General features: G+C 58.5%; 21 protein-coding genes. 8 read left to right on the top strand and 13 right to left on the bottom strand.

Going from position 1 to position 19,243, the window contains the following annotated elements; genetic code table 11:
* Positions 1-3 precede the first annotated feature (3 nt).
* The 3 genes from AACY42_RS04610 (at position 4) to AACY42_RS04600 (ending at position 3,136) form a co-directional block, all read left to right on the top strand.
* A complete protein-coding gene (locus AACY42_RS04610) occupies positions 4-1,179 on the top strand; it encodes a GNAT family N-acetyltransferase (RefSeq protein WP_339476982.1) in 1,176 nt (391 codons plus the stop codon).
* A complete protein-coding gene (locus AACY42_RS04605; protein WP_339476979.1) occupies positions 1,151-1,945 on the top strand; it encodes a ChbG/HpnK family deacetylase in 795 nt (264 codons plus the stop codon). Before AACY42_RS04610 ends, AACY42_RS04605 begins: the two co-directional genes overlap by 29 nt.
* Before the next feature lie 252 nt (positions 1,946-2,197).
* Positions 2,198-3,136: an alpha/beta hydrolase gene (locus tag AACY42_RS04600; RefSeq protein WP_339476977.1), complete on the top strand. Its 939-nt coding sequence runs from the start codon at positions 2,198-2,200 to the stop codon at positions 3,134-3,136.
* Positions 3,137-3,309: 173 nt separating this feature from the next.
* Here AACY42_RS04600 and AACY42_RS04595 read toward each other — a convergent pair whose 3' ends face one another.
* The 6 genes from AACY42_RS04595 to AACY42_RS04570 all read right to left on the bottom strand — a co-directional run bounded on the left by AACY42_RS04595 (position 3,310) and on the right by AACY42_RS04570 (position 9,312).
* Positions 3,310-5,052, bottom strand: a complete 1,743-nt coding sequence (locus tag AACY42_RS04595) for an ABC transporter substrate-binding protein (protein WP_339476975.1) — start codon at positions 5,050-5,052, stop codon at positions 3,310-3,312.
* A gap of 99 nt (positions 5,053-5,151) precedes the next feature.
* Positions 5,152-5,424 carry a DUF2160 domain-containing protein gene (locus tag AACY42_RS04590; protein WP_339476973.1) on the bottom strand — a complete coding sequence of 91 codons (273 nt, stop codon included), beginning with the start codon at positions 5,422-5,424 and terminating at the stop codon, positions 5,152-5,154.
* A 10-nt stretch (positions 5,425-5,434) separates the two neighbouring features.
* Entirely contained in the window at positions 5,435-6,235 is an 801-nt protein-coding gene (locus tag AACY42_RS04585; RefSeq protein WP_339476970.1) for a carbohydrate ABC transporter permease, read from the bottom strand.
* Between the two features lie 10 nt (positions 6,236-6,245).
* Complete coding sequence (locus tag AACY42_RS04580) at positions 6,246-7,112, bottom strand: carbohydrate ABC transporter permease (protein ID WP_339476968.1); 867 nt, start codon at positions 7,110-7,112, stop codon at positions 6,246-6,248.
* Positions 7,109-8,218, bottom strand: a complete 1,110-nt coding sequence (locus tag AACY42_RS04575) for an ABC transporter ATP-binding protein (protein WP_339476967.1) — start codon at positions 8,216-8,218, stop codon at positions 7,109-7,111. The genes AACY42_RS04580 and AACY42_RS04575 overlap by 4 nt, the downstream gene beginning before the upstream one ends.
* Positions 8,218-9,312 (bottom strand): ABC transporter ATP-binding protein, encoded by a 1,095-nt coding sequence (locus tag AACY42_RS04570; RefSeq protein WP_339476965.1) that lies wholly within the window; start codon positions 9,310-9,312, stop codon positions 8,218-8,220. Before AACY42_RS04570 ends, AACY42_RS04575 begins: the two co-directional genes overlap by 1 nt.
* 340 nt (positions 9,313-9,652) lie before the next feature.
* Between AACY42_RS04570 and AACY42_RS04565 the strand changes: the two genes are divergently transcribed.
* On the top strand, positions 9,653-11,497 hold the full coding sequence (locus AACY42_RS04565; RefSeq protein WP_339476962.1) for a sigma-54-dependent Fis family transcriptional regulator: 1,845 nt from the start codon (positions 9,653-9,655) through the stop codon (positions 11,495-11,497).
* 600 nt (positions 11,498-12,097) lie between these two features.
* On the opposite strand, the gene AACY42_RS04560 is transcribed toward AACY42_RS04565, so the two are convergent.
* Positions 12,098-12,607: an anti-virulence regulator CigR family protein gene (locus AACY42_RS04560; RefSeq protein WP_214510605.1), complete on the bottom strand. Its 510-nt coding sequence runs from the start codon at positions 12,605-12,607 to the stop codon at positions 12,098-12,100.
* Between the two features lie 129 nt (positions 12,608-12,736).
* Here AACY42_RS04560 and AACY42_RS04555 point away from each other — a divergent pair, with 129 nt between their 5' ends.
* Positions 12,737-13,939 carry an MFS transporter gene (locus tag AACY42_RS04555; RefSeq protein ID WP_339476957.1) on the top strand — a complete coding sequence of 401 codons (1,203 nt, stop codon included), beginning with the start codon at positions 12,737-12,739 and terminating at the stop codon, positions 13,937-13,939.
* Between the two features lie 239 nt (positions 13,940-14,178).
* Positions 14,179-14,397 (top strand): hypothetical protein, encoded by a 219-nt coding sequence (locus AACY42_RS04550; protein WP_339476955.1) that lies wholly within the window; start codon positions 14,179-14,181, stop codon positions 14,395-14,397.
* 42 nt (positions 14,398-14,439) lie between these two features.
* On the opposite strand, the gene AACY42_RS04545 is transcribed toward AACY42_RS04550, so the two are convergent.
* The 3 genes from AACY42_RS04545 to AACY42_RS04535 form a co-directional block, all read right to left on the bottom strand.
* Positions 14,440-14,748 (bottom strand): AzlD family protein, encoded by a 309-nt coding sequence (locus AACY42_RS04545; protein ID WP_024619494.1) that lies wholly within the window; start codon positions 14,746-14,748, stop codon positions 14,440-14,442.
* The gene (locus tag AACY42_RS04540; RefSeq protein WP_339477071.1) at positions 14,745-15,455 is read right to left on the bottom strand and encodes an AzlC family ABC transporter permease; all 711 of its coding nucleotides are present in this window, start codon (positions 15,453-15,455) and stop codon (positions 14,745-14,747) included. Before AACY42_RS04540 ends, AACY42_RS04545 begins: the two co-directional genes overlap by 4 nt.
* A gap of 106 nt (positions 15,456-15,561) precedes the next feature.
* A complete protein-coding gene (locus AACY42_RS04535; RefSeq protein ID WP_339476950.1) occupies positions 15,562-16,401 on the bottom strand; it encodes an FRG domain-containing protein in 840 nt (279 codons plus the stop codon).
* Between the two features lie 159 nt (positions 16,402-16,560).
* Between AACY42_RS04535 and AACY42_RS04530 the strand changes: the two genes are divergently transcribed.
* Complete coding sequence (locus tag AACY42_RS04530) at positions 16,561-16,989, top strand: GTP pyrophosphokinase (RefSeq protein ID WP_339476948.1); 429 nt, start codon at positions 16,561-16,563, stop codon at positions 16,987-16,989.
* A gap of 225 nt (positions 16,990-17,214) precedes the next feature.
* On the top strand, positions 17,215-17,643 hold the full coding sequence (locus tag AACY42_RS04525) for a DUF2628 domain-containing protein (RefSeq protein ID WP_339476945.1): 429 nt from the start codon (positions 17,215-17,217) through the stop codon (positions 17,641-17,643).
* Between the two features lie 118 nt (positions 17,644-17,761).
* Here the strand turns inward: AACY42_RS04525 and AACY42_RS04520 are convergent, their stop codons facing one another.
* The 3 genes from AACY42_RS04520 to AACY42_RS04510 are packed head-to-tail and all read right to left on the bottom strand — an operon-like array spanning position 17,762 to position 19,075.
* A complete protein-coding gene (locus AACY42_RS04520) occupies positions 17,762-18,070 on the bottom strand; it encodes a hypothetical protein (protein ID WP_339476943.1) in 309 nt (102 codons plus the stop codon).
* A gap of 44 nt (positions 18,071-18,114) precedes the next feature.
* The gene (locus AACY42_RS04515; RefSeq protein ID WP_339476941.1) at positions 18,115-18,828 is read right to left on the bottom strand and encodes a helix-turn-helix transcriptional regulator; all 714 of its coding nucleotides are present in this window, start codon (positions 18,826-18,828) and stop codon (positions 18,115-18,117) included.
* Entirely contained in the window at positions 18,821-19,075 is a 255-nt protein-coding gene (locus AACY42_RS04510; RefSeq protein WP_339476939.1) for a helix-hairpin-helix domain-containing protein, read from the bottom strand. Before AACY42_RS04510 ends, AACY42_RS04515 begins: the two co-directional genes overlap by 8 nt.
* Positions 19,076-19,243: the final 168 nt, after the last annotated feature.

Below are 19,243 nucleotides of genomic sequence, written 5' to 3'. Positions count from 1 at the left end.
GCCATGGCGATCCGGCTCCAATGGTGTCGCTCCCTGGGCGCTGAGGACTTTCCCATAGCCGCTTATGAACAGCTGCGAGCCCAAGTGCCCGACGCTACGCCTTTCAACACCCTGGCCTGGCTGCAAGCGGCGGAATTCGCCCTGCTGCCAGACCAGCAGTTGCACGTGTTGCTGGGCTGGCAAGACCAGACGCTATGCCTGTGCCTGCCTCTGGTATCGGCGCGTGAGCGCATCGGCGGTCTGCGGTTCCGGGTGTTGCGTCACCTGGGTTATCCATTGGCCGATCGCATCGCCTTGCTGGTACGCCTGGACGCCGAAGGCATGGGGCAGGCGCTGATACAGATCCGCCAGCACCTGCCCCACGCGTTACTACAATTGAATGAGGTGGTCGAACCGGTCGGTGAAGAAAGCGTCCTCAGTGCCTGGATGGCGCTGAGTTCCACCGGAGAACGACGCCTGAGTTGCCGGGTTCCGGTGCACCTGATCAGCGACAGCGACCACCAGGAAATCTCTGGCGACCCACGCTACAAGCTACGACGGGCACGCAAGCGGATCGCCGCCTGCGGTGCCGAGATCCGCCGGGTGAAACCGGATGCCATCAGCATGGGGCAACTGTTGCGCAACATCGCCGATGTCGAGGCGGCCAGCTGGAAAGGCGAGGAAGGTGTCGGCATCTTCGCCGACCCCAGGCGCCGACAATGGATGAACCTCGCCTTCACCGCCCTCGCCGCCCAGGGCCTGGTGCGCGTGGTGATGCTGGAGCTGAACGGCGAATGCATCAGCTATCGCCTCGGTTTGCTGGATCAGGGGCGGCTGTATGACTACAACCTGGCGTTCCTGCCGCAGCACGCTGATCTGGGCAGCGGCCGGGTCTTGCTCGAAGAGTGGATCCGCTGGGGGCTGGACGAAAACTGGCGCTGGATCGATGCATCACGAGTCAGCCTGGAGAACTCCAGCCATCAGTTACATGAACGCATGACCGGCCAACTGGAACACTGGCGCTGGAGTTTTTATTCATGGCAACCCGGGGGCTTGCTCCTGGGATTTGCCTTGCGGCTATGGAAAAGCTTGAAACCATGGTTTGGCAAGCGCCAAAGCAAACCAACCGCGACGACGGCATCGTCCTCCCCCAAGCACCAGGAGAACACCAATGCCTCGTCAAGTGATCGTCAACGCTGACGACTTCGGGCTCAGCCTCAGTGAAAACGCGCTGATCCTGCGCGCCTTCGAGACCGGCGTCATCAGCTCGGCCACGGCCATGGCCAACATGCCAGGTTTCGAGCAGGCGTGTGAACTGGCTCGGCAACCGTTGCTCAAAGGCCACGTTGGCCTGCACTTCAACCTCAGCTACGGCCCGCCGTTGGGCCGGGCGATCACCTCGCGAGCGCTTTTTTGCGACGCCAATGGCCAGTTCGACCTGAACCTGTCGCGTTATTGCCTGCGCCTGGGTTCAAAGGATTTGGCGGCGGTGGAAGATGAACTGCAGACGCAATGGCAATGTTGCCTGGACCACGGCCTGCGTCCCAGTCATCTCGATTCCCATCAACATGTGCACAACATCTGGCCCATCGGCGAATTGGTGGCCCGCTTCGCCGCCCGGCAGCGCGTGCCCATGCGCCTGGCGCGCAACCTGGGGGCCAACTTGAACCTGCCCAAGCGCCTCTTCAAGACCCTGCTCAACCGGCGCATGCGCAGCCTGTGCGGTGCGACAGCCGACTATGTCTGCACCCCAGCCGACCTGGACCACGCCGCGCCACCGGCACATGGCTCGCTTGAGGTCATCGTGCATCCGCTGCAACTGGACGGAGACTTTGGCGATGCTAGCCTGATGCCAGGAGAGTCGTTGACCCAGGTCCTGCACAAACGCCTGGCGGGCGTTCCCAAGGTCGCGTATGACCGGACCACGCGGGTGTTGACGCTGCTTGAGTATGAGGATGCGCACTGATGTATCGCCCGTAAACGCTGCATAGGCGCTGCGTAGGAGCTGCGTAGGAGCTGTCGAGTGAAACGAGGCTGCGATCCTTCCACAGCCCATTGAGTCAAAAGCGAAAGATCAAGATCAAAAGATCGCAGGCTTCGCCAGCTCCTACGGGTTCCGGCGCGAGCGTCCCCCTCGCCACGGTCATTCGAAATCCCTGCACCGCTTTCGGAGAATCTGCTACAAGGCATCTTCTGTTTCGAGTAGTGAATTGCGTCGATGCCTTTACCTTTATTCTCTCGCCTTCGGCGGCGCTGGCTGGCCTTCCTTGTCATGAGCGCAATGGTGGTCGGGCTGCCGGTGGGCTGTGCAGTGCTGCAACATAAGGAGCGCGAGCTGGTCTTTCGCATTGAGCCGGGGACGGCCAGCTGGTTCAGTGGGCTGCCCAGCGGTGTGCAGGAATTCGATCTCAAGTCCAAGCACTTCAAGGCCGGGGAAAATATCCACGGCTGGTGGTGGCCGGCCAAACGCAAGAACGCGCCGGCCATCCTGTACTTGCACGGTGTGCGCTGGAATTTGACCGGCCAATTGTTTCGTATCCAGCAGTTGAGGGCGCTGGGCTATTCGGTACTGGCCATCGACTACCGGGGCTTTGGCAAAAGCCATGGGGATCTGCCGTCGGAAGCCAGCGTCTATGAAGATGCACGCATCGCCTGGGAGCGCCTCAAGGTACTGCAACCAGACCCGGCCCTGCGGCTGATCTACGGTCATTCATTGGGCGGGGCCATCGCGGTGGACCTCGCCGCGCAGTTGGGCCAGGAGGCCGCGAAGAATGGCGCCGCCCAGGTCCGAGGTCTGGTCATCGAATCCACGTTCACGTCCCTGGGCGATGTCGCCACCGCGATGGCGAATACGTCCCTGCCGGTGCGCTGGTTGCTGTCGCAGAAATTCGACTCCATCGACAAAATCGGCGAAATCAACATGCCACTACTGGTGGTGCACGGCTCTGCCGATCGCTACGTACCGCCGCGCTTCAGCGAGCAACTGTTCAACGCCGCCCGGGAGCCCAAGCGCCTGTTGCTGGTGCCGGGGGCGACGCATAACAACAGCATGAGTCTGGCGGGCAAAAACTACCGGCAAGCGCTGGACACGCTGATGAACAACAAGCCATCGCCCATGGCCGCAAACACCTTGCCCACCCCGGCCAAAGCGGGCTGATCACCCTCCCTCCAGATCACCACAATCCCCCTGCGGGAGCGGGCTTGCTCGCGAAAGCGTCAGCCCAGTCAACATCGCCGCAAGCTGACCCGCCGCCTGCTCGCGATGGCGGTGCAAGCGCACGCAAAAAAAAACGGCACCTTTCGGTGCCGTTCGTTTTCACGCTTGGGGCTTTACTTGCGGGCTGCCTCCCACGATTTCAACAGCTCGGTGTAGCTCACTGTTTCGCCTTTAGGCTTCTCGTTCGCCAGTTTCGGCTTCGGTGCACCCGGTTGGTCGAACCAGTATTGCGCGTCGCGCTCGGGGTTCATTTTCGGGGCGCAGGTGGCTTGGGCCTTGGAGCGTTCCAGGCGAGTCATGATCGCATCCTGGTCCTTGGCCAACCCATCGAGGGCCTGCTGCGGCGTTTTCTCGCCACTGGCGGCTTCGGCGATGTGGCTCCACCACAACTGGGCCAGACGCGGGTAGTCCGGCACGTTGGTCCCGGTCGGGGTCCATTGCACGCGGGCCGGACTGCGGTAGAACTCAACCAGGCCACCGAGCTTCGGCGCCAGGTCGGTCATCGCCTGGGAGTTGATGTCCGACTCACGAATCGGCGTCAGGCCAACGATGGTCTTCTTCAGCGACACGGTCTTGGACGTCACGAACTGTGCATAGAGCCAGGCCGCGAGTTTCTGTTTCTCAGGCGTGGATTTCATAAATGTCCAGGAGCCCACGTCCTGATACCCCAGTTTCATGCCCTCTTCCCAATACGGACCGCGTGGCGAAGGCGCCATGCGCCATTTCGGCGTGCCATCGGCATTTACCACCGGTAGGCCCGGCTTGGTCATGTCGGCGGTAAACGCGGTGTACCAGAAAATCTGCTGGGCGATGTTGCCTTGGGACGGTACCGGACCTGATTCGGAGAACGTCATGCCCGCCGCTTCCGGTGGCGCGTACTTCTTCATCCAGTCCACGTATTTGGTGGTGGCAAACACTGCCGCAGGTCCGTTGGTGTCGCCGCCACGGGTGACGCTGGAACCAACCGGATGGCAGTCTTCGACGCGAATCCCCCACTCATCCACCGGCAGACCATTGGGCAGGCCCTTGTCGCCGCCGCCAGCCATGGAGAACCAGGCATCGGTGAAACGCCAGCCCAGGGACGGGTCTTTCTTGCCGTAGTCCATGTGGCCGTAGATGCGCTTGCCGTCGATTTCCTTGACGTCTTCGGAGAAGAACTTGGCGATGTCTTCATAGGCCGACCAGTTCACCGGTACGCCCAGCTCGTAGCCGTATTTCTCCTTGAACTTGGCCTTCAGGTCCGCGCGCTCGAACCAGTCGGCGCGGAACCAGTACAAGTTGGCGAATTGCTGGTCGGGCAGTTGATAGATCTTGCCGTCCGGCGCGGTGGTGAAGGAGATGCCGATGAAGTCCTTGATGTCCAGGGTCGGCGAGGTGAAATCCTTGCCTTCGTTGGCCATCAGATCGGTGATCGACTCGGTCTTGCCGTAGCGAAAGTGCGTACCAATCAAGTCCGAGTCGTTGACCCAGCCATCATAGATGTTCTTGTCCGACTGCATCACCGTCTGCATTTTCTCCACCACGTCGCCTTCTTGCAGAAGGTCATGGGTCAACTGGATCCCGGTGATTTCGGTGAAGGCCTTGGCCAGTACCTTGGACTCGTATTCGTGAGTGGTGAGGGTTTCCGACACCACGTTGATCTTCATACCGCGAAACGGCTCGGATGCCTTGATGAACCATTTGAGTTCTTCGAGCTGCTGCTCGGCTGTCAGGGTCGACGGTTTGAATTCACTGCCGATCCATTTTTTAGCGGCGTCTTCATAGGCATCGGCCCAGGCCGCAGCACTCAGCCCGCTGAGTGCCAGCATGGCTGCCAATGAAACGCTATGTCGCAGCTTATTGTTTTTATTGAACATAGAGACCTCCTGTTTGGGTTTAAGAGCCTGAGCGTCGAACCTTCGACTAGGGGCCTGTACGGTTAATTCGAGTACTCGAATTAGCCACACAGACCCCTTTTAGCCCCACCGCATCACTGCCAACAGCCACACCAAGGACAACGCGAACGCTATCCAGATGCTCCAGTCGGTAGCACCGATCACCAGCATATGCAGGTAAGCGCTACCGAGAAGACCGATAAACAACCGATCGCCACGGGTGGTGGCAATCGGCAGGAAACCCCGCCGAGGGATGCTCGGCGAACGCAGTTCCCACGTGGTCATGCCTGCCAGCAGCAAGGCGATGACCCCAAAGAATGTCGCCGTGGGGGCGGTCCAGTTCATCCATTCCATCATCGACTCCTCAGACTCGGCCCAGGGCAAAGCCCTTGGCCACGTGGTTGCGAACGAACCAGATCACCAGCATGCCCGGCAGGATGGTCAACACCCCCGCCGCCGCCAGCACGCCCCAATCGATACCCGAGGCCGACACGGTGCGGGTCATGACCGCCGCGATCGGCTTGGCATTCACCGAGGTGAGCGTACGTGCCAGCAGCAGTTCGACCCAGGAAAACATAAAGCAGAAAAACGCCGTGACACCGATGCCGGAACCGATCAACGGGACGAATATCTTCACGAAAAACTTGGGGAAACTGTAGCCGTCAATGTAGGCGGTCTCGTCAATTTCTTTCGGCACCCCAGACATGAACCCTTCGAGGATCCACACCGCCAGCGGCACGTTGAACAGGCAGTGAGCCAGGGCCACGGCGATATGGGTGTCGAACAGCCCAATGGACGAATACAGCTGGAAGAACGGCAACAGGAACACCGCCGGTGGAGCCATGCGGTTGGTCAGCAGCCAGAAGAACAGGTGCTTGTCCCCCAGGAACCGGTAACGGGAAAACGCATAGGCCGCCGGCAATGCGACCCCCAGGGAAATCACCGTGTTCAGGCTCACGTAGTACAGCGAGTTGAGGTAACCGGTGTACCAGCTCGGGTCGGTGAAGATCACCTTGTAGTTGTGGAAGGTAAAATCCTGGGGCCACAGGGTCAGGCTGCCGAGGATCTCGGTGTTGCTCTTGAACGACATGTTCAGCAACCAGTAGATGGGCACCAGCAGGAACAGGATGTAGATCAGCAGCGGAATCAGCTTTCTCTTGCTCATTGTGCGGGCCTCAACGGTTGGCGTCGGAGTGCGTCATGGCGGTATAGAACAGCCACGACACCAACAGAATGATCAGGAAGTACACCAGGGAAAACGCCGCCGCCGGGCCCAGGTCGAATTGGCCGATGGCCATCTGCGTCAAGGTCTGGCTGAGGAAGGTGGTGGCGTTGCCCGGCCCGCCGCCGGTCAGCACGAACGGCTCGGTGTAGATCATGAAGCTGTCCATGAAGCGCAGCATCACGGCGATCAGCAGCACGCTCTTCATCTTCGGCAACTGGATGTGCCGGAACACCGCCCAGCTGGAGGCCCGGTCGATCCGCGCGGCCTGGTAGTACACGTCGGGAATAGCCCGCAACCCCGAATAGCACAGCAGCGCCACCAACGACGTCCAGTGCCAGACGTCCATCACCAGCACGGTGAGCCAGGCGTCCATGGTGTTGGCCGCATAGTTATAGTTGATGCCCAGGCCATTGAGGGTGGAGCCCAGCAAGCCGATGTCGGTGCGGCCGAAAATCTGCCAGATGGTGCCCACTACGTTCCAGGGGATCAGTAGCGGGATCGCCAGGATGATCAACACCAGGGACGACCATTTGCCCTTGGTCGGCATGGTCAGGGCGATGGCGATGCCCAGGGGGATTTCAATCAGTAGTACGCACGCCGAATAGATGAACTGGCGCAACAGCGAATCGTGCAGCCGTGGATCGAGCAGCACCTGCTTGTACCACTCGGCGCCGACGAAGTAGCGGCTGGACTGGTCGAAGATGTCCTGCACCGAATAGTTGACCACGGTCATCATCGGGATCACGGCGCTGAAGGCCACCAGCAGGAACACCGGCAACACCAGCCACCAGGCCTTGTTGTTTTGCACCTTGTTCATGGCTGCACCTCACTCAACGGTTCCAGCAGGTATTCATCGGCATAAACCATCAGCCATTGGCCCGGAAAGCTGATGTACGCGGTGCCTTCCGGCACGGGCTTGTCTTCAGCCAAGCGGACTTTCAGCGGTACGCCATCGAGGTTGAGGGTCAGGATCTTGTAGGTGCCCAGGTCTTCGACGTGCACCACATCAGCCCGCATTGCGTCGTCATAGGGGCCGTCCCAGACATGCACGAACTCGGGACGGATACCGACCTTCAGGCTTTTTCCTCCAGCTTCGGCGACCCGTCGTTGCAAGGTTTCCGACAGCGGCAAGTGCGTCGAGGCGAAGCCGACGCCACCGGGCTGTGCCGTGACCTCGATCAGGTTCATCCCCGGGCTGCCGATGAAGTAGCCGACAAAGGTGTGGCTGGGGCGCTCGAACAAGTCCCGGGGTGTGCCGAACTGCACGATCTGGCCGCCGTACATCACCGCGATCTTGTCGGCGAACGTCGAAGCCTCCAACTGGTCGTGGGTGACGTAGACCATGGTGATGTTGAACTGCTCGTGGATCTGTTTGAGCTTGCGCCGCAGCTTCCATTTCAGGTGCGGGTCGATCACCGTCAGCGGCTCGTCAAACAGAATCGCCGACACATCGTCGCGCACCAGGCCGCGGCCCATGGAGACTTTCTGTTTTTCGTCGGCGGTGAGGTTGCTGGCCTTTTTGCCCAGCAGGTTTTGCAGGTCCAGGACCTCGGCGATTTCCTGCACCTTGGTGTGGATCCTCGCCTCGGCCATGCCCTGGTTACGCAGCGGGAACGCCAGGTTGTCAAACACGGTCATGGTGTCGTACACCACCGGAAACTGAAACACCTGGGCGATGTTGCGCCGTTCCGGGGTCAGCTCGTTAACGACCTTGCTGTCGAACATCACCTGCCCTTCGGAAGGGCTGAGCAGTCCGGAAATGATGTTGAGCAACGTGGACTTGCCACAGCCCGAAGGCCCGAGCAGCGCATAGGCGCCGCCCTGCTCCCAGATGTGGTTCATCTCGCGAATCGCGTAGTCCTCGGGGCCCGCCGGGGTGCTGGTATAGCTGTGGGCGAGGTTCTGCAAACGAATTTCAGCCATCAGGCAACCCTCGCGATACGCTGCCCTGGGGCTTGGACCAGCTTGCCCTGGGCGTCGAAGACAAACAGTTTATGGGTCGGAATGTAGATGCGGATCGGCGCATCCACGTCGTACTCATGCACCCCTGGCAAATGCAGCACCAGCAGGAAATGTTCATTGCGCACGTGCAGGAACGTCTCCGAGCCACTGATCTCGGCCACCTCGACGGATACCGCCAGTTCGAGGTCGTCGTCGTTGCTCGGCACCAGGGAAATATGACTGGGGCGCACGCCGAAACGAAATTCACCCTCGCCCACCGGGCGCAGGTCGACGTTCAGCGGGAAGTGCACGAAATTGGCGAAACTCACCTCGTTGCCGGCGATGCGTCCCGGCATGAGGTTGATGGGTGGTTCGGAGAACAATTCGGCGGCCAGCACGGTTTGCGGCTGGTGATACACCGAAGACGATTTGCCGCTCTGGATCACCCGGCCCTCATGCAGGATCGTGGTGGTGCCGCCCAAGGCCAACGCCTCGTTGGGCTCGGTGGTGGCGTAGACGGCGATGGTGTGGCGGGCCTGGAACAATTCGCGCATTTCCTGACGCAGCTCTTCACGCAGCTTGTAGTCCAGGTTCACCAGCGGCTCGTCGAACAGAATCAGTTCAGCGTCCTTGACCAATGCGCGGGCCATGGCGGTGCGCTGCTGCTGACCGCCGGACAACTCCAGCGGATGACGCTTGAGGAATTTCTCGATCCGCAACATTTTTGCGGTTTCCAGGACTTTGCCCTGGATGACCTCTTCGGACACGCCGGCCTGGCGCAGCGGCGAGGCGATGTTTTCGAAAACGGTCATGGTCGGGTAGTTGATGAACTGTTGATAGACCATCGACACGTTGCGCAGCCGCACGGGGCGATTGGTAACGTCGACGCCGTTCATCAGGATGCGGCCGCTGTCGGGCTTGTCCAGACCGGCCATCAGACGCATGAGGCTGGTCTTGCCGGACAGCGTGCGGCCCAACAGGACGTTGAAGGATCCGGGTTCGAAACTCAGATTGGCATCGTCGATCCAGGTTTGGCCTTCGACGGTGCGACAGATGTGCTCAAGCGTTAATGACATGGCTCGGCCTTTTTATTATTGGAGTCAAGCGACCCGAGTCAGAAAGCGAAAGCCGTGCCAGAAATCACAAGCCATTGATAAAGTTGAAATTTCTATTTATTTGCAGGAAAAAGACGTTCGCGGATGAACGCAAGTGAACAATCAAGAATGAACAACTGAACAATCTGTGGGTTGACAATGAACAATTTTGAACAACACTGAAAGAACGTTCTCGGCTAGCCTGGCTGCAAGCCCGCTCCCACAGGTTCTGTGCATGAAGTGGTATTCAGGCCTGCCCCAGCACAAGGAGTCTGTGCGAGACTTGCCACAACAATAAAAACAGCTCCTGCGAGAGTGTCCCATGGCCGCACCTGCTCCAGCCTTGTCCCACGAGGCCATCATCCAGGCCTCCTGGTCCCGTTGCCGCGCCTTTGGCCTGAACCATCAAAGCGTGCCGGCCTTCGACCAGTTGCCCGCCCAAGGCATCGCCCAGTTGCTGGAGAACCAGCATTCGCTGGTGCAGACCACCCACCAGGAAGTCTTGCCGTACTACGAAAACATCCTGAGCAACTCCAACTGCCTGATCATGCTGGCCGACAACCAGGGCCAAGTGCTGACCTCCTGGGGCACCCAGCGCTTCATCGAACCGAAACTGGCCCATGGCTTCAGCGCCGGGGCGAGCTGGATGGAGCGCTGCACCGGCACCAACGCCATCGGCACCGCGCTGGCCTGCGAACAGGCGGTGCACATCGAGCACGATGAACACTTCCTCAAGGCCAATCGCTTCATGACCGGCTCCGCCGCGCCGATCTTCGATGCCGAGCGCAAGGTCATCGCCGTGCTGGACGTCTCCAGCGACAGCTACCTGCCACCGTCCCACACCCTGGGCATGGTCAAGATGATGAGCCAGACCGTGGAGAACCGGCTGATCCTCAACCTGTTTCGCGGTGAACACTTCCAACTGACCTTTAACACCGGTCTGAACAACCTCGACAGCCAATGGGCCGGGCTGCTGATCTTCGATGAGAGCGGCCAGATCCTGTCCGCCAACCGCCGGGCCGACAACCTGCTGGGCCTGAGCCTGTCGCGGGTCAGCATCGAAAGCCTGTTCAAGGTCTCGCTGCTGGAGCTGCTGAACCAGCCCGATGACCTGCCGTTCGCCCTGCAAGCATCCGGTAGCAATCGTTTCCAGTGCCTGCTCAGGCGTCCGAGCCAGGTGTCGATCAAGGCTCGCGTATTCACCGAAACAGCACCTGTGCCGGCCCCCGCCAGCAACGCTATCAGCCTCAACACCCTGCACTTCGGTGACAGCCGCGTGGAGAAAGCCGTGCGCCAGGCCGAGCGGTTGCTGGAGAAGGACATTCCGCTGCTGATCCATGGCGAGACCGGCGTCGGCAAGGAAGTCTTCGTCAAAGCCCTGCACCAGGCCAGTTCGCGCTGCAAGCAACCGTTCATTGCCGTCAACTGCGCAGCGATCCCCGCCGAGCTGGTGGAATCGGAACTGTTCGGTTATGAAAAAGGCGCCTTCACCGGTGCCAACCAGAAAGGCAGCATTGGCCTGATCCGCAAGGCCGACCGCGGCACGCTGTTTCTTGACGAGATCGGCGACATGCCCCTGCCGACCCAGGCCCGGCTGCTGCGGGTCTTGCAGGAACGTTGCGTACAACCGGTGGGCAGCGCCGAGTTGTTCCCAGTGGACATCCGCATCATCTCCGCCACCAACCGCTCACTGCGTGAACAGGTGCAACTGGGGCGGTTTCGCGAAGACTTGTACTACCGCATCGGTGGCCTGACCCTGGAACTGCCGCCCCTGCGCGAACGCAGCGACAAGCAGGCCCTGTTCAAGCGCCTCTGGGAACACCACCGCGAACCGACCCAATGGGCCGGCCTGAGCCGTGAGGTACTGGATCTGCTCGAACGCCACCCATGGCCGGGCAACCTGCGACAGGTCAGCAGCGTGCTGCAAGTGGCCCTGGCGATGGCCGAGGAACAGCCGATCCGCCCGGAACATCTGCCCGACGACTTCTTTGTCGACCTTGAAATGGAACCGGTGGAAACACCTGAGCCGCTGACGGTGGACCTCAACGATGCCGAGGACCTGAACCGTCAGTTGCAGGCCGTGGGCGGGAATATTTCACACTTGGCGCGACGGCTGGGGGTCAGCCGCAATACCTTGTACAAACGCTTGCGGCAACTTGAAAGCTGATACGAAACCAGTGGGGGTGGGTTTGCTCGCGATGGCTGGACTTGCTCTTGTTGATTGAGTACATATCCGTTGCTGCGGTAACGGCTGCTTAGGGTTCCGCCCTGACGGCGGGTCACTTTTGGAAAAGCGCCAAAAGTAACCAAAAACGCTTTGCCCCACCACTCGGTGCCTCGCTTAGGCTCGGCATGCCTGAACGAAGGCATTGCTCCGTGGGCCCGCCGCGAAGGGCCATCCATGGCCCAGCGCGGCTACCTCGGCATCCATGCCGAGGTGCCCACTACGCAATACCTGCGTTCAGCCATCGTGGTTAACGGGGCGCCGAGATCAACGTCCACCGCGAGGCGGCCTAGTAGCCGACCTGGCTCTCCCGGTCGTACCGCCATCAGACTTGTTTGAGCAGGACCTGTGGGAGCAAAGCTTGCTCGCGAGGCGGCCTGACAGCCGGCCTGGCTCTTCCAGTCATACTCCAATCCAGTTGTGGGAGCGAGCTTGCTCGCGAAGACGGCGGCACAGCCAACATCATCGCTAGCTGACCCACCGCTTTCGCGAGCAAGCCCGCTCCCACAGGTGTGTTGCTTAACTGATTGGCATTACTCCGACTTAGTCGAACGCGCCATTGAGCACTTCATAGATGATGCCAGTGGCGATCGCTACCAGGATCAGGTCCGTGCCGACCTGCTGCCACTCATAACCGTCATAGTGCGGCAACCGCCCCAGGAGTCGCCCATCGAGCTTCTTGGCGATTCCGGGTGGCAACGGCTTGCCCCGTGCAAGATTTTTCTGGATGCCTGGCGGCAGCGCCGGGCCGGGGCTCCAGTAATCGCGATAACCGCCAATCACACCGAGGATGCCGCCGCGGTCAAGGCTCGGGCCGTTATGCCAATCGCCGCCACCACCGCCACCGCCTTGGTTGCCTTTGCCTCCCTTATTGCCGGGATTTCCTTGACCGCCCTTGTTGCCCTGCCCGCCTTTGCCTCCTTGTCCGTGGCCAGGACCTTGATCGAATTGAGCATTTCCCTTGCCGTTGCCCGGGTCCGCGACAACAATGCCAGGGCCAGCCGCCAGGGCGAAACAGGTCACTGCAGCAATCAACGAGCGGGATTTGAACATGGCAGGTTCTCTCAAAAAAGGGATGTCCCCTGTAAAGATATAGAGACTAACGGTGATATTAGTTCCATATCACGCTGCGCGCCGCTTGCCTGGACCGGATACACCTGAACACAGCAATCAAGGAGTTTTATGCGCAAGGATTACCTGGCTTTTTTCGTCTCGATGTTCCTTTCCCGGTTGGCCGACCAGATTTTGCTGTTCATCGTCCCGCTGATTGTTTTCCAGACCACCAACAGCGTCGCCTGGGCAGGCCTGGCCTTTTTCGTCGAGTCCTTGCCACGCTACCTCTCGTTCCCGATCTGCGGCGCGCTGTGCGACAAGTTCTCGCCGATTCGCATCCTGCACATCAGCCAGGTCTATCGCGCCGTCGCCTGCGCGGTGGCGGTCGTGCTCCATGGCGTCTTCGGCGGCATCTATTGGATCGTCGCGCTCTCGGCCCTCTGCGGCGTGCTGACCACGCAGGGCATCATGGTCCGCGAAGTGGTGATGCCTTACATCTTCAAGCACTACACCTACACCAAGACCCTCTCCTACTCGCAAATCGCCGACCAGAGCGGCATGGTGCTGGGCCCGCTGATCGCTGCGCTGTTGCTTGAGGTATGGGCGTGGCACTGGGTGGTGCTGGCGATTGCCGGGCTGTTCCTCCTGGCGGACCTGGCGATGTTGTACTGGCAGCGCACCAGCTCGGTCACCCTGGAAACCTTCGAGCAACATCACGATCTCTGGCTGAACCCGCTGCGCATTGCCTTCGGCCACATTCGCAAGCTGGCGGAACTGCAAAAGATCATCAGCCTGGCGGTGGGCGTCAACCTGGTCATCGGCGTCACCCTCGCCACCTCAGCGGCCATGGTCATCGGCCATTACGGTGCCGACAAGGATGACTACGCAGGCTTACAGGCAGCCGGTGCCGTGACCACCATCCTCATCCTGTTCCTCCTGGCCCGAGTGACCTTGCCCTTGAAACTGCTGGGCACCCTCTCCTACACGCTGATTGCCGTCGGCGCCTTCATCACCGCGCTCAGCCCGAACACAGAGGGCTACGTCGTCGGTTTCTTGCTGATTGTCGGTTTCGACAAAATGTTCAACGTGTACTTCCGTACCCTCCGCCAGCAAGTCATTGCGCCTCAGGACTTCGGCAAGACCGTCGGCGTCATCACGCTGCTCAACAACCTGTCGCAACCGCTCGCGGGCTTACTGGTCGCGGTGCTGACCGCGCCGCTTGGAACGCAGCAGGTGATTCTGCTGCTGGCGGTTGCCACCAGCCTGATCGGAGCCGCAGTGGTTGTGGTGCACAGGCATTCGACACTGCGGTCAAGTGTCTACAACGCCTAGACCGACTGACCCTATCGGGGCGGTTTGTATTATCAGTGACTTATTGTTGAGGCATGGTTGAAACGTTGCCGACGTCAATGCACGTCTGCCCCGCCATTCGTCACCTGTTAAATATCGGGGCCAACAGGCGGCCACGTCTGGCTCAGGGTTTGCACTGGCCTGTCTCAGCAGCCAAGAACGACGTAATTCTGACGCGGCGGCAAATTAATCAATGCTTGGTCAGCAAACGGAGATGTACCGTGTCAACTCTCAACGAAATCGCAGCGAATCACGCGAGAATGGCAAAGTTAAAGGAAGAAGAGTCGATGCGGCTGAGTGCGCTTCAGGGTCAGGTGGTGGGGAGTTTTGAAATTCCACCCCTCGAAGCGCCACAGGAGATGTCACTACACTTTATGACAGGGGTGCAGGATCACTCGTTTGGGGAAGCGGCGACGCTGAGTTTTCGATCTGGGTGTTGATTGGGATCCGTCGCCTGCTTATGCAGCGGGCGACTCGACCGTTCAGAACTGCCTGGCTAAAGCCGCTGCAAGTATGCCGGCGGCAATTGCCGGCAGCGGTTTTTTCAGTGTCAGCATGACGATTGCCGTAGCCAGCAAAGCCAGCCGTGCGCCGTTATCACCTTTAACCGCCAGCGGAGCCAACACCGCCACCAACACCGAACCAGACATGGCCGTGATGAACTGCTGCACCCGATAGTTGATCGGCACGAACGACATCACGAAAACACCGCCCCACCGAGTCGCCAATGTCACTGCGGCCATTATCAATATGACGACCAAAGTGCCATAACCCGCCGTTTCAATGCTCATGGTTTTTTCTCCATCCACAACGCACCCAGAATGCCCCCCGCCAAAGCGCCGACCACGACATGACTGTTCGCCGGCAAGTACCAGTAAGCCAACAACGATGAGCAGGCCGCCACGGTCCAGATGATGAACATGCGCAGGTTCTTCTTCCCGCCGACGACCATCGCCAACAAGAAACAGCCCATCACCATATCCAGCCCGAAACTGACCGGGTTCTCAATGGCGCTGCCAAAATGAAGCCCCAGCCAACTGCCCAGGATCCAGGCGACCCAGAGTGCAATGCCGCCGCCGAATAAAAGCCCAAGCCCCGGTTTGTCCCTACTGAACGCCTGCATCGCCATGGCCCAGTTGGCGTCCGAAACAACCAGCATGACACCATAGCGCTTGGCAACGGGCAGCTCCCGCAGCCAGGGGTAAAGCGTCGCGCCCATCAACAAGTGCCGGGCGTTGATGGCGAAGACGGTGATCATCAGCGGAACGACCGGCACTTGCTGTCCCCACAGATCCAGCGCGGCAAATTGAGAGGCGCCAGCAAAAACCAGCGTGCTCATGAGCACGGCAGACGTATCACTCAAGCCCGTTTGCGCAGCCGCCAGGCCGAAAGCCACGCCGAACACGACGACGAAAAGAGAGATTGGGATCAGCTGTTTGAAACCGTCATAAATGTGATTCAACGTCAGCGCGTGCAGGTGGGGTTCAACATTCGACAAAACATGACCTCTTCTGGATATCTGCGGTGCAAAACCGAGAGTATGAGGCTGAATCTCCCTGTCGAAAACTGTTTGGCGGGTCAATGGACAACTCCACCCACCGAGCCTAGAGATTGCGCGTGGCAAATCCGCCAAAACTGGAAAACGTCAGATCCTTGCACAACCCTTCCAGGTCGCCATAAACGAGCTTTGAACCCACATTCATCAGCAACAGCTCGGAAAATAGCGTTGCCACACTTTGTTTCTTTATGATGATTTGGTGCGCCTCTGACGCTGGAAAGCTGTCCTCTACCTCGTAGCCAATACTGAACAACCCGCTTTGAGACCTCAGTCGGTCATTCATATAGTTCGGTGTGTAGAAACAGAACCCGTCTTCGCGAGCATCGGGGACGTTCGAAAAAACGTCTTCAGGCAAGGCGTTGGTTTCCACCCAAGTATGGTCACCTCCTTGTCCGCAAGGTGTCACCACATACACCGCCGCGTCATTTTCAACGACCCCAACCCTGTTATCCGTATCGACAGGAATCGTATCGTTTTCATTGTAGTCAGCCATCAAGCCAACACTTTCGATCAGAGGAATCCGTTTGTACCTCACGCCGTCCAATGCGAAAAAAAGCGCGACCAAAGGCGACAACGACCAATCCAGTAAGCGAGTGGGCATGCCGTAGTGCTGCGCAAGCGCGAGCACATCCCAATCATTGTGGGAGGACAGGTGATGATAGGCGTGACGTTCGGCGTTGAATTTTCTGAAGGCCTTTGTGGCCCTGGAGATCAAATCCCCTGACTTGGTTTTGGGGCTGCGGGCCAGAGAAGTCATTAATCCCCAGTTCGCGTTGCCTTGGCCTCGATAAACCGAGCCGTGGACCGTACCGGATTCTTTATTGAGTTTCTTAACTGCGTCGATGTACTCAGTCAGACTCGACACAACAACCGTGGTTTTATACACAACACTTCGCTCCCTGAATAAAAGTCAACCACTCACCTGCCAGAGGTAAATAGTCGTAAAGCCCGCGCCAAACGGGTACCTTGGCCCATTTCTCGGTTCAAAACGGTGTCATTCAACCCGAAACAACATCAAATTGCCACCATGCTACAGGTGAATGCCATGAGTACCCTTGAAAGAGCGATATCGATTTGCGCGCGAGCCCATGAAGGACAAGTGGATAAGGGCGACTCCCCTTACGTTTTGCACCCACTAAAAGTCATGCTGCGCCTGGCCCATGACGAGGAGCGCATCGTGGCGGTGTTGCATGACGTGGTCGAAGATACCGCGATCACCTTCGCCGACCTGCGCAATGAAGGCTTCAGCGAGACGGTCCTTGGCGCAATCGACGCTCTCACCAAGCGCGAGGGTGAGACTTACCAGGCCTTTATCGAGCGGGCTGCACGTGACCCGATAGCGCGCCGAGTGAAGCTGGCGGATCTTGCGGAAAACAGCGATTTATCTCGCCTAAACGAGCCAAGCCAAAAAGACCTGGACCGCATTGAAAAGTACCGCAAGGCGACTGACTACCTGACGGCCTTGGAGCAATAGGAACCCCATTGAAACAAATAGAGTGAAACACCTCACAGATCGGGCGACCGCTCAAACGGCCAGTGCGCAATGTCCCACACCAACGGCCATAACACGGGAAAATGAACACCTCAGGCGACTCACTCGCGCCCGTCGTCAAAGATCAAAGCAATCAATGCGCTAGAAACAGAGCACAGGATTTCTTGGAAGAAAAAAAATTACTTACGGAAAGCAGGAGCCTTGAAAATGAGCACAACTGAACAAGTACAAAGTACGGGTAAATACAGCGCCAAGTGGCAAGAACGCTTTGACTTCTTTGACACTTTCGGCGCGCCAAACGACCCGCGCTACAAGGAAGCCGTCAAGACGCTGCCTGGCGTCAAGAAGAAAATCCTCATCAACGCCAACGTGATTGCGTTTTTCTTCGGCCCTATCTACCTGTTCGTCCTCGGCCTCTGGAAGAAAAACCTCGCCCTGCTGGGTATTTTCCTAGCGATCAATATCGCATTGAGCGTGATTTTCGCAATCCTCGGCATGGAATTTCCCCGGCCGTTGAGTACAGGCCTGAGCATCGCCCTGTCGATGATGTACGCACTCATGGCCAACTACTCGTACTACCTCAAAGAAGTGAAAGGCGAGCAAGGCTGGAACCCATTCAAAGGCATGCGTCTCTGATTGCAGGCGTGGGTCATCAAGAACCCGCACCTCTCTGAGAACCCTTCACTGCAAGTGGCAACACCGAGCCTGGTGCCAAGGCATCGGTGTCTCTTGCCTGTCTTGGCAGTCTGTCCGGTCAACTCATTTCTGAAACGAGATGACTCATGAACGTCAGGTTTTCAATAGCGTACATATACTCAGAGAATCTCGGATCTCCATCGTTGAACGCCTTTGCCACCTTTTGTGCGCTCTCAAGACTGTCCCACATTGCTAAGTCCACGAAGACTCGATCGTCGCTCATCGGGCAGTAGGCGCGGTACTCGATCAAACCAGGAAAGGCCTTTAACGTTTCACGAAGCCCTGCGCGAAGCACAGGCATTTGCGCAACGCATTCCTGTTTGACCTTGAAAATGGCAAGTTCGAGTACATGAGACGAGTGCTGCATAGGAATGACCTTCCGTGTGTTAAGAAGTCCCCATTATCAGTGGCTCATACTGACAGCGTAGTGTCAGTCGTGGTGATCGCTTTCCACTGGCTTGCCTGGTGCTTCATATACGCTTGGAGATCAAGGGCAGGATTGTCGGGTGATGGTTGCTGGGCGCTAGCGATGGAGGTGATGCGATCGACCCGAAAATCGCGGTAAGCCGCCCTGGCGCAACACCAGCTTCCAACTGTCCACTTTCCCCCCCAGTAGAAAAGGCCGAGGGGGCAAATGAGGCGTTGCGAAACCGCACCGTCCAAACGGGTATACGTTATTTCCAGCATCTGAGTGTTTTCGATGGCATTTCGAAGCGCTGCCAGATGACCACGCGTGGAGGAAGGTGTTGTTCCAAGTGCCCTTATTTTTGCCGTGCTGGGGTCAACCTGGTGATGGACCAGAGACGCTGAAATTTTGCTCAGCAACATCCTTGCAGCAGCACTCAGATCGTTATCGGCAGAAGCTGAAAGCATTTCCATCCCGAGCATCAACGCATCCAGTTCGAGCCTGTTCAACGTTAAAGGCGGCATCTCAAAGTCGGCATCCAAGGCATATCCCACGCCGGCGGTCCCATAGATTGGGATTCCACTGAAGGAAAGGTCATCGATGTATCGATAGATCGAGCGAACAGAAACGCCAATTCGGCTCGCCAGTCGTTCAGCAGAGATTGGCTGATGGACACGAATCAGATTCACCAACTGAAATAAGCGATCAGCTTTACGCACCGGGTGCGCTCAACTGAGAGTTCTTTGCAAACTCAATGGCCGCGTTAATGGCGGCCCGAGCTTGGGGGCTGTTCTTCCAACACGTCGAACCCACTGCTGCCGATGCCTGAGCCAGGATGTCACAAGCATTCGCTTTACCAAGCACAGCGAGCGAGTCAATGCCCATCTGCTCCAGGCGAGCGATAACGGCTGGCCCTACGCCTTTTAGGGCCAACAAGGCATTCCGTTCCGTCAGTGGAAATGGCATCCGTAAACTCCTGTTATCAGCCAATGAAGCAACAGGAGTTTGCCCCACGGGAGAGTCCATCTCAATAGATAGACTCCATCGCTCTGAGCGGGGTCATCAGGAAAGTAAGTTCGGCAGACGTCTACGAAGAAACATCAGCCGAAGCTCAACTGCTTTAACGAGCTTAAT

Origin of the sequence: Pseudomonas sp. RL_5y_Pfl2_73, assembly GCF_963970515.1 — a bacterium.
Taxonomy (GTDB): Bacteria; Pseudomonadota; Gammaproteobacteria; order Pseudomonadales; family Pseudomonadaceae; genus Aquipseudomonas.
This window is presented reverse-complemented; position numbering and strand designations above follow the sequence as displayed.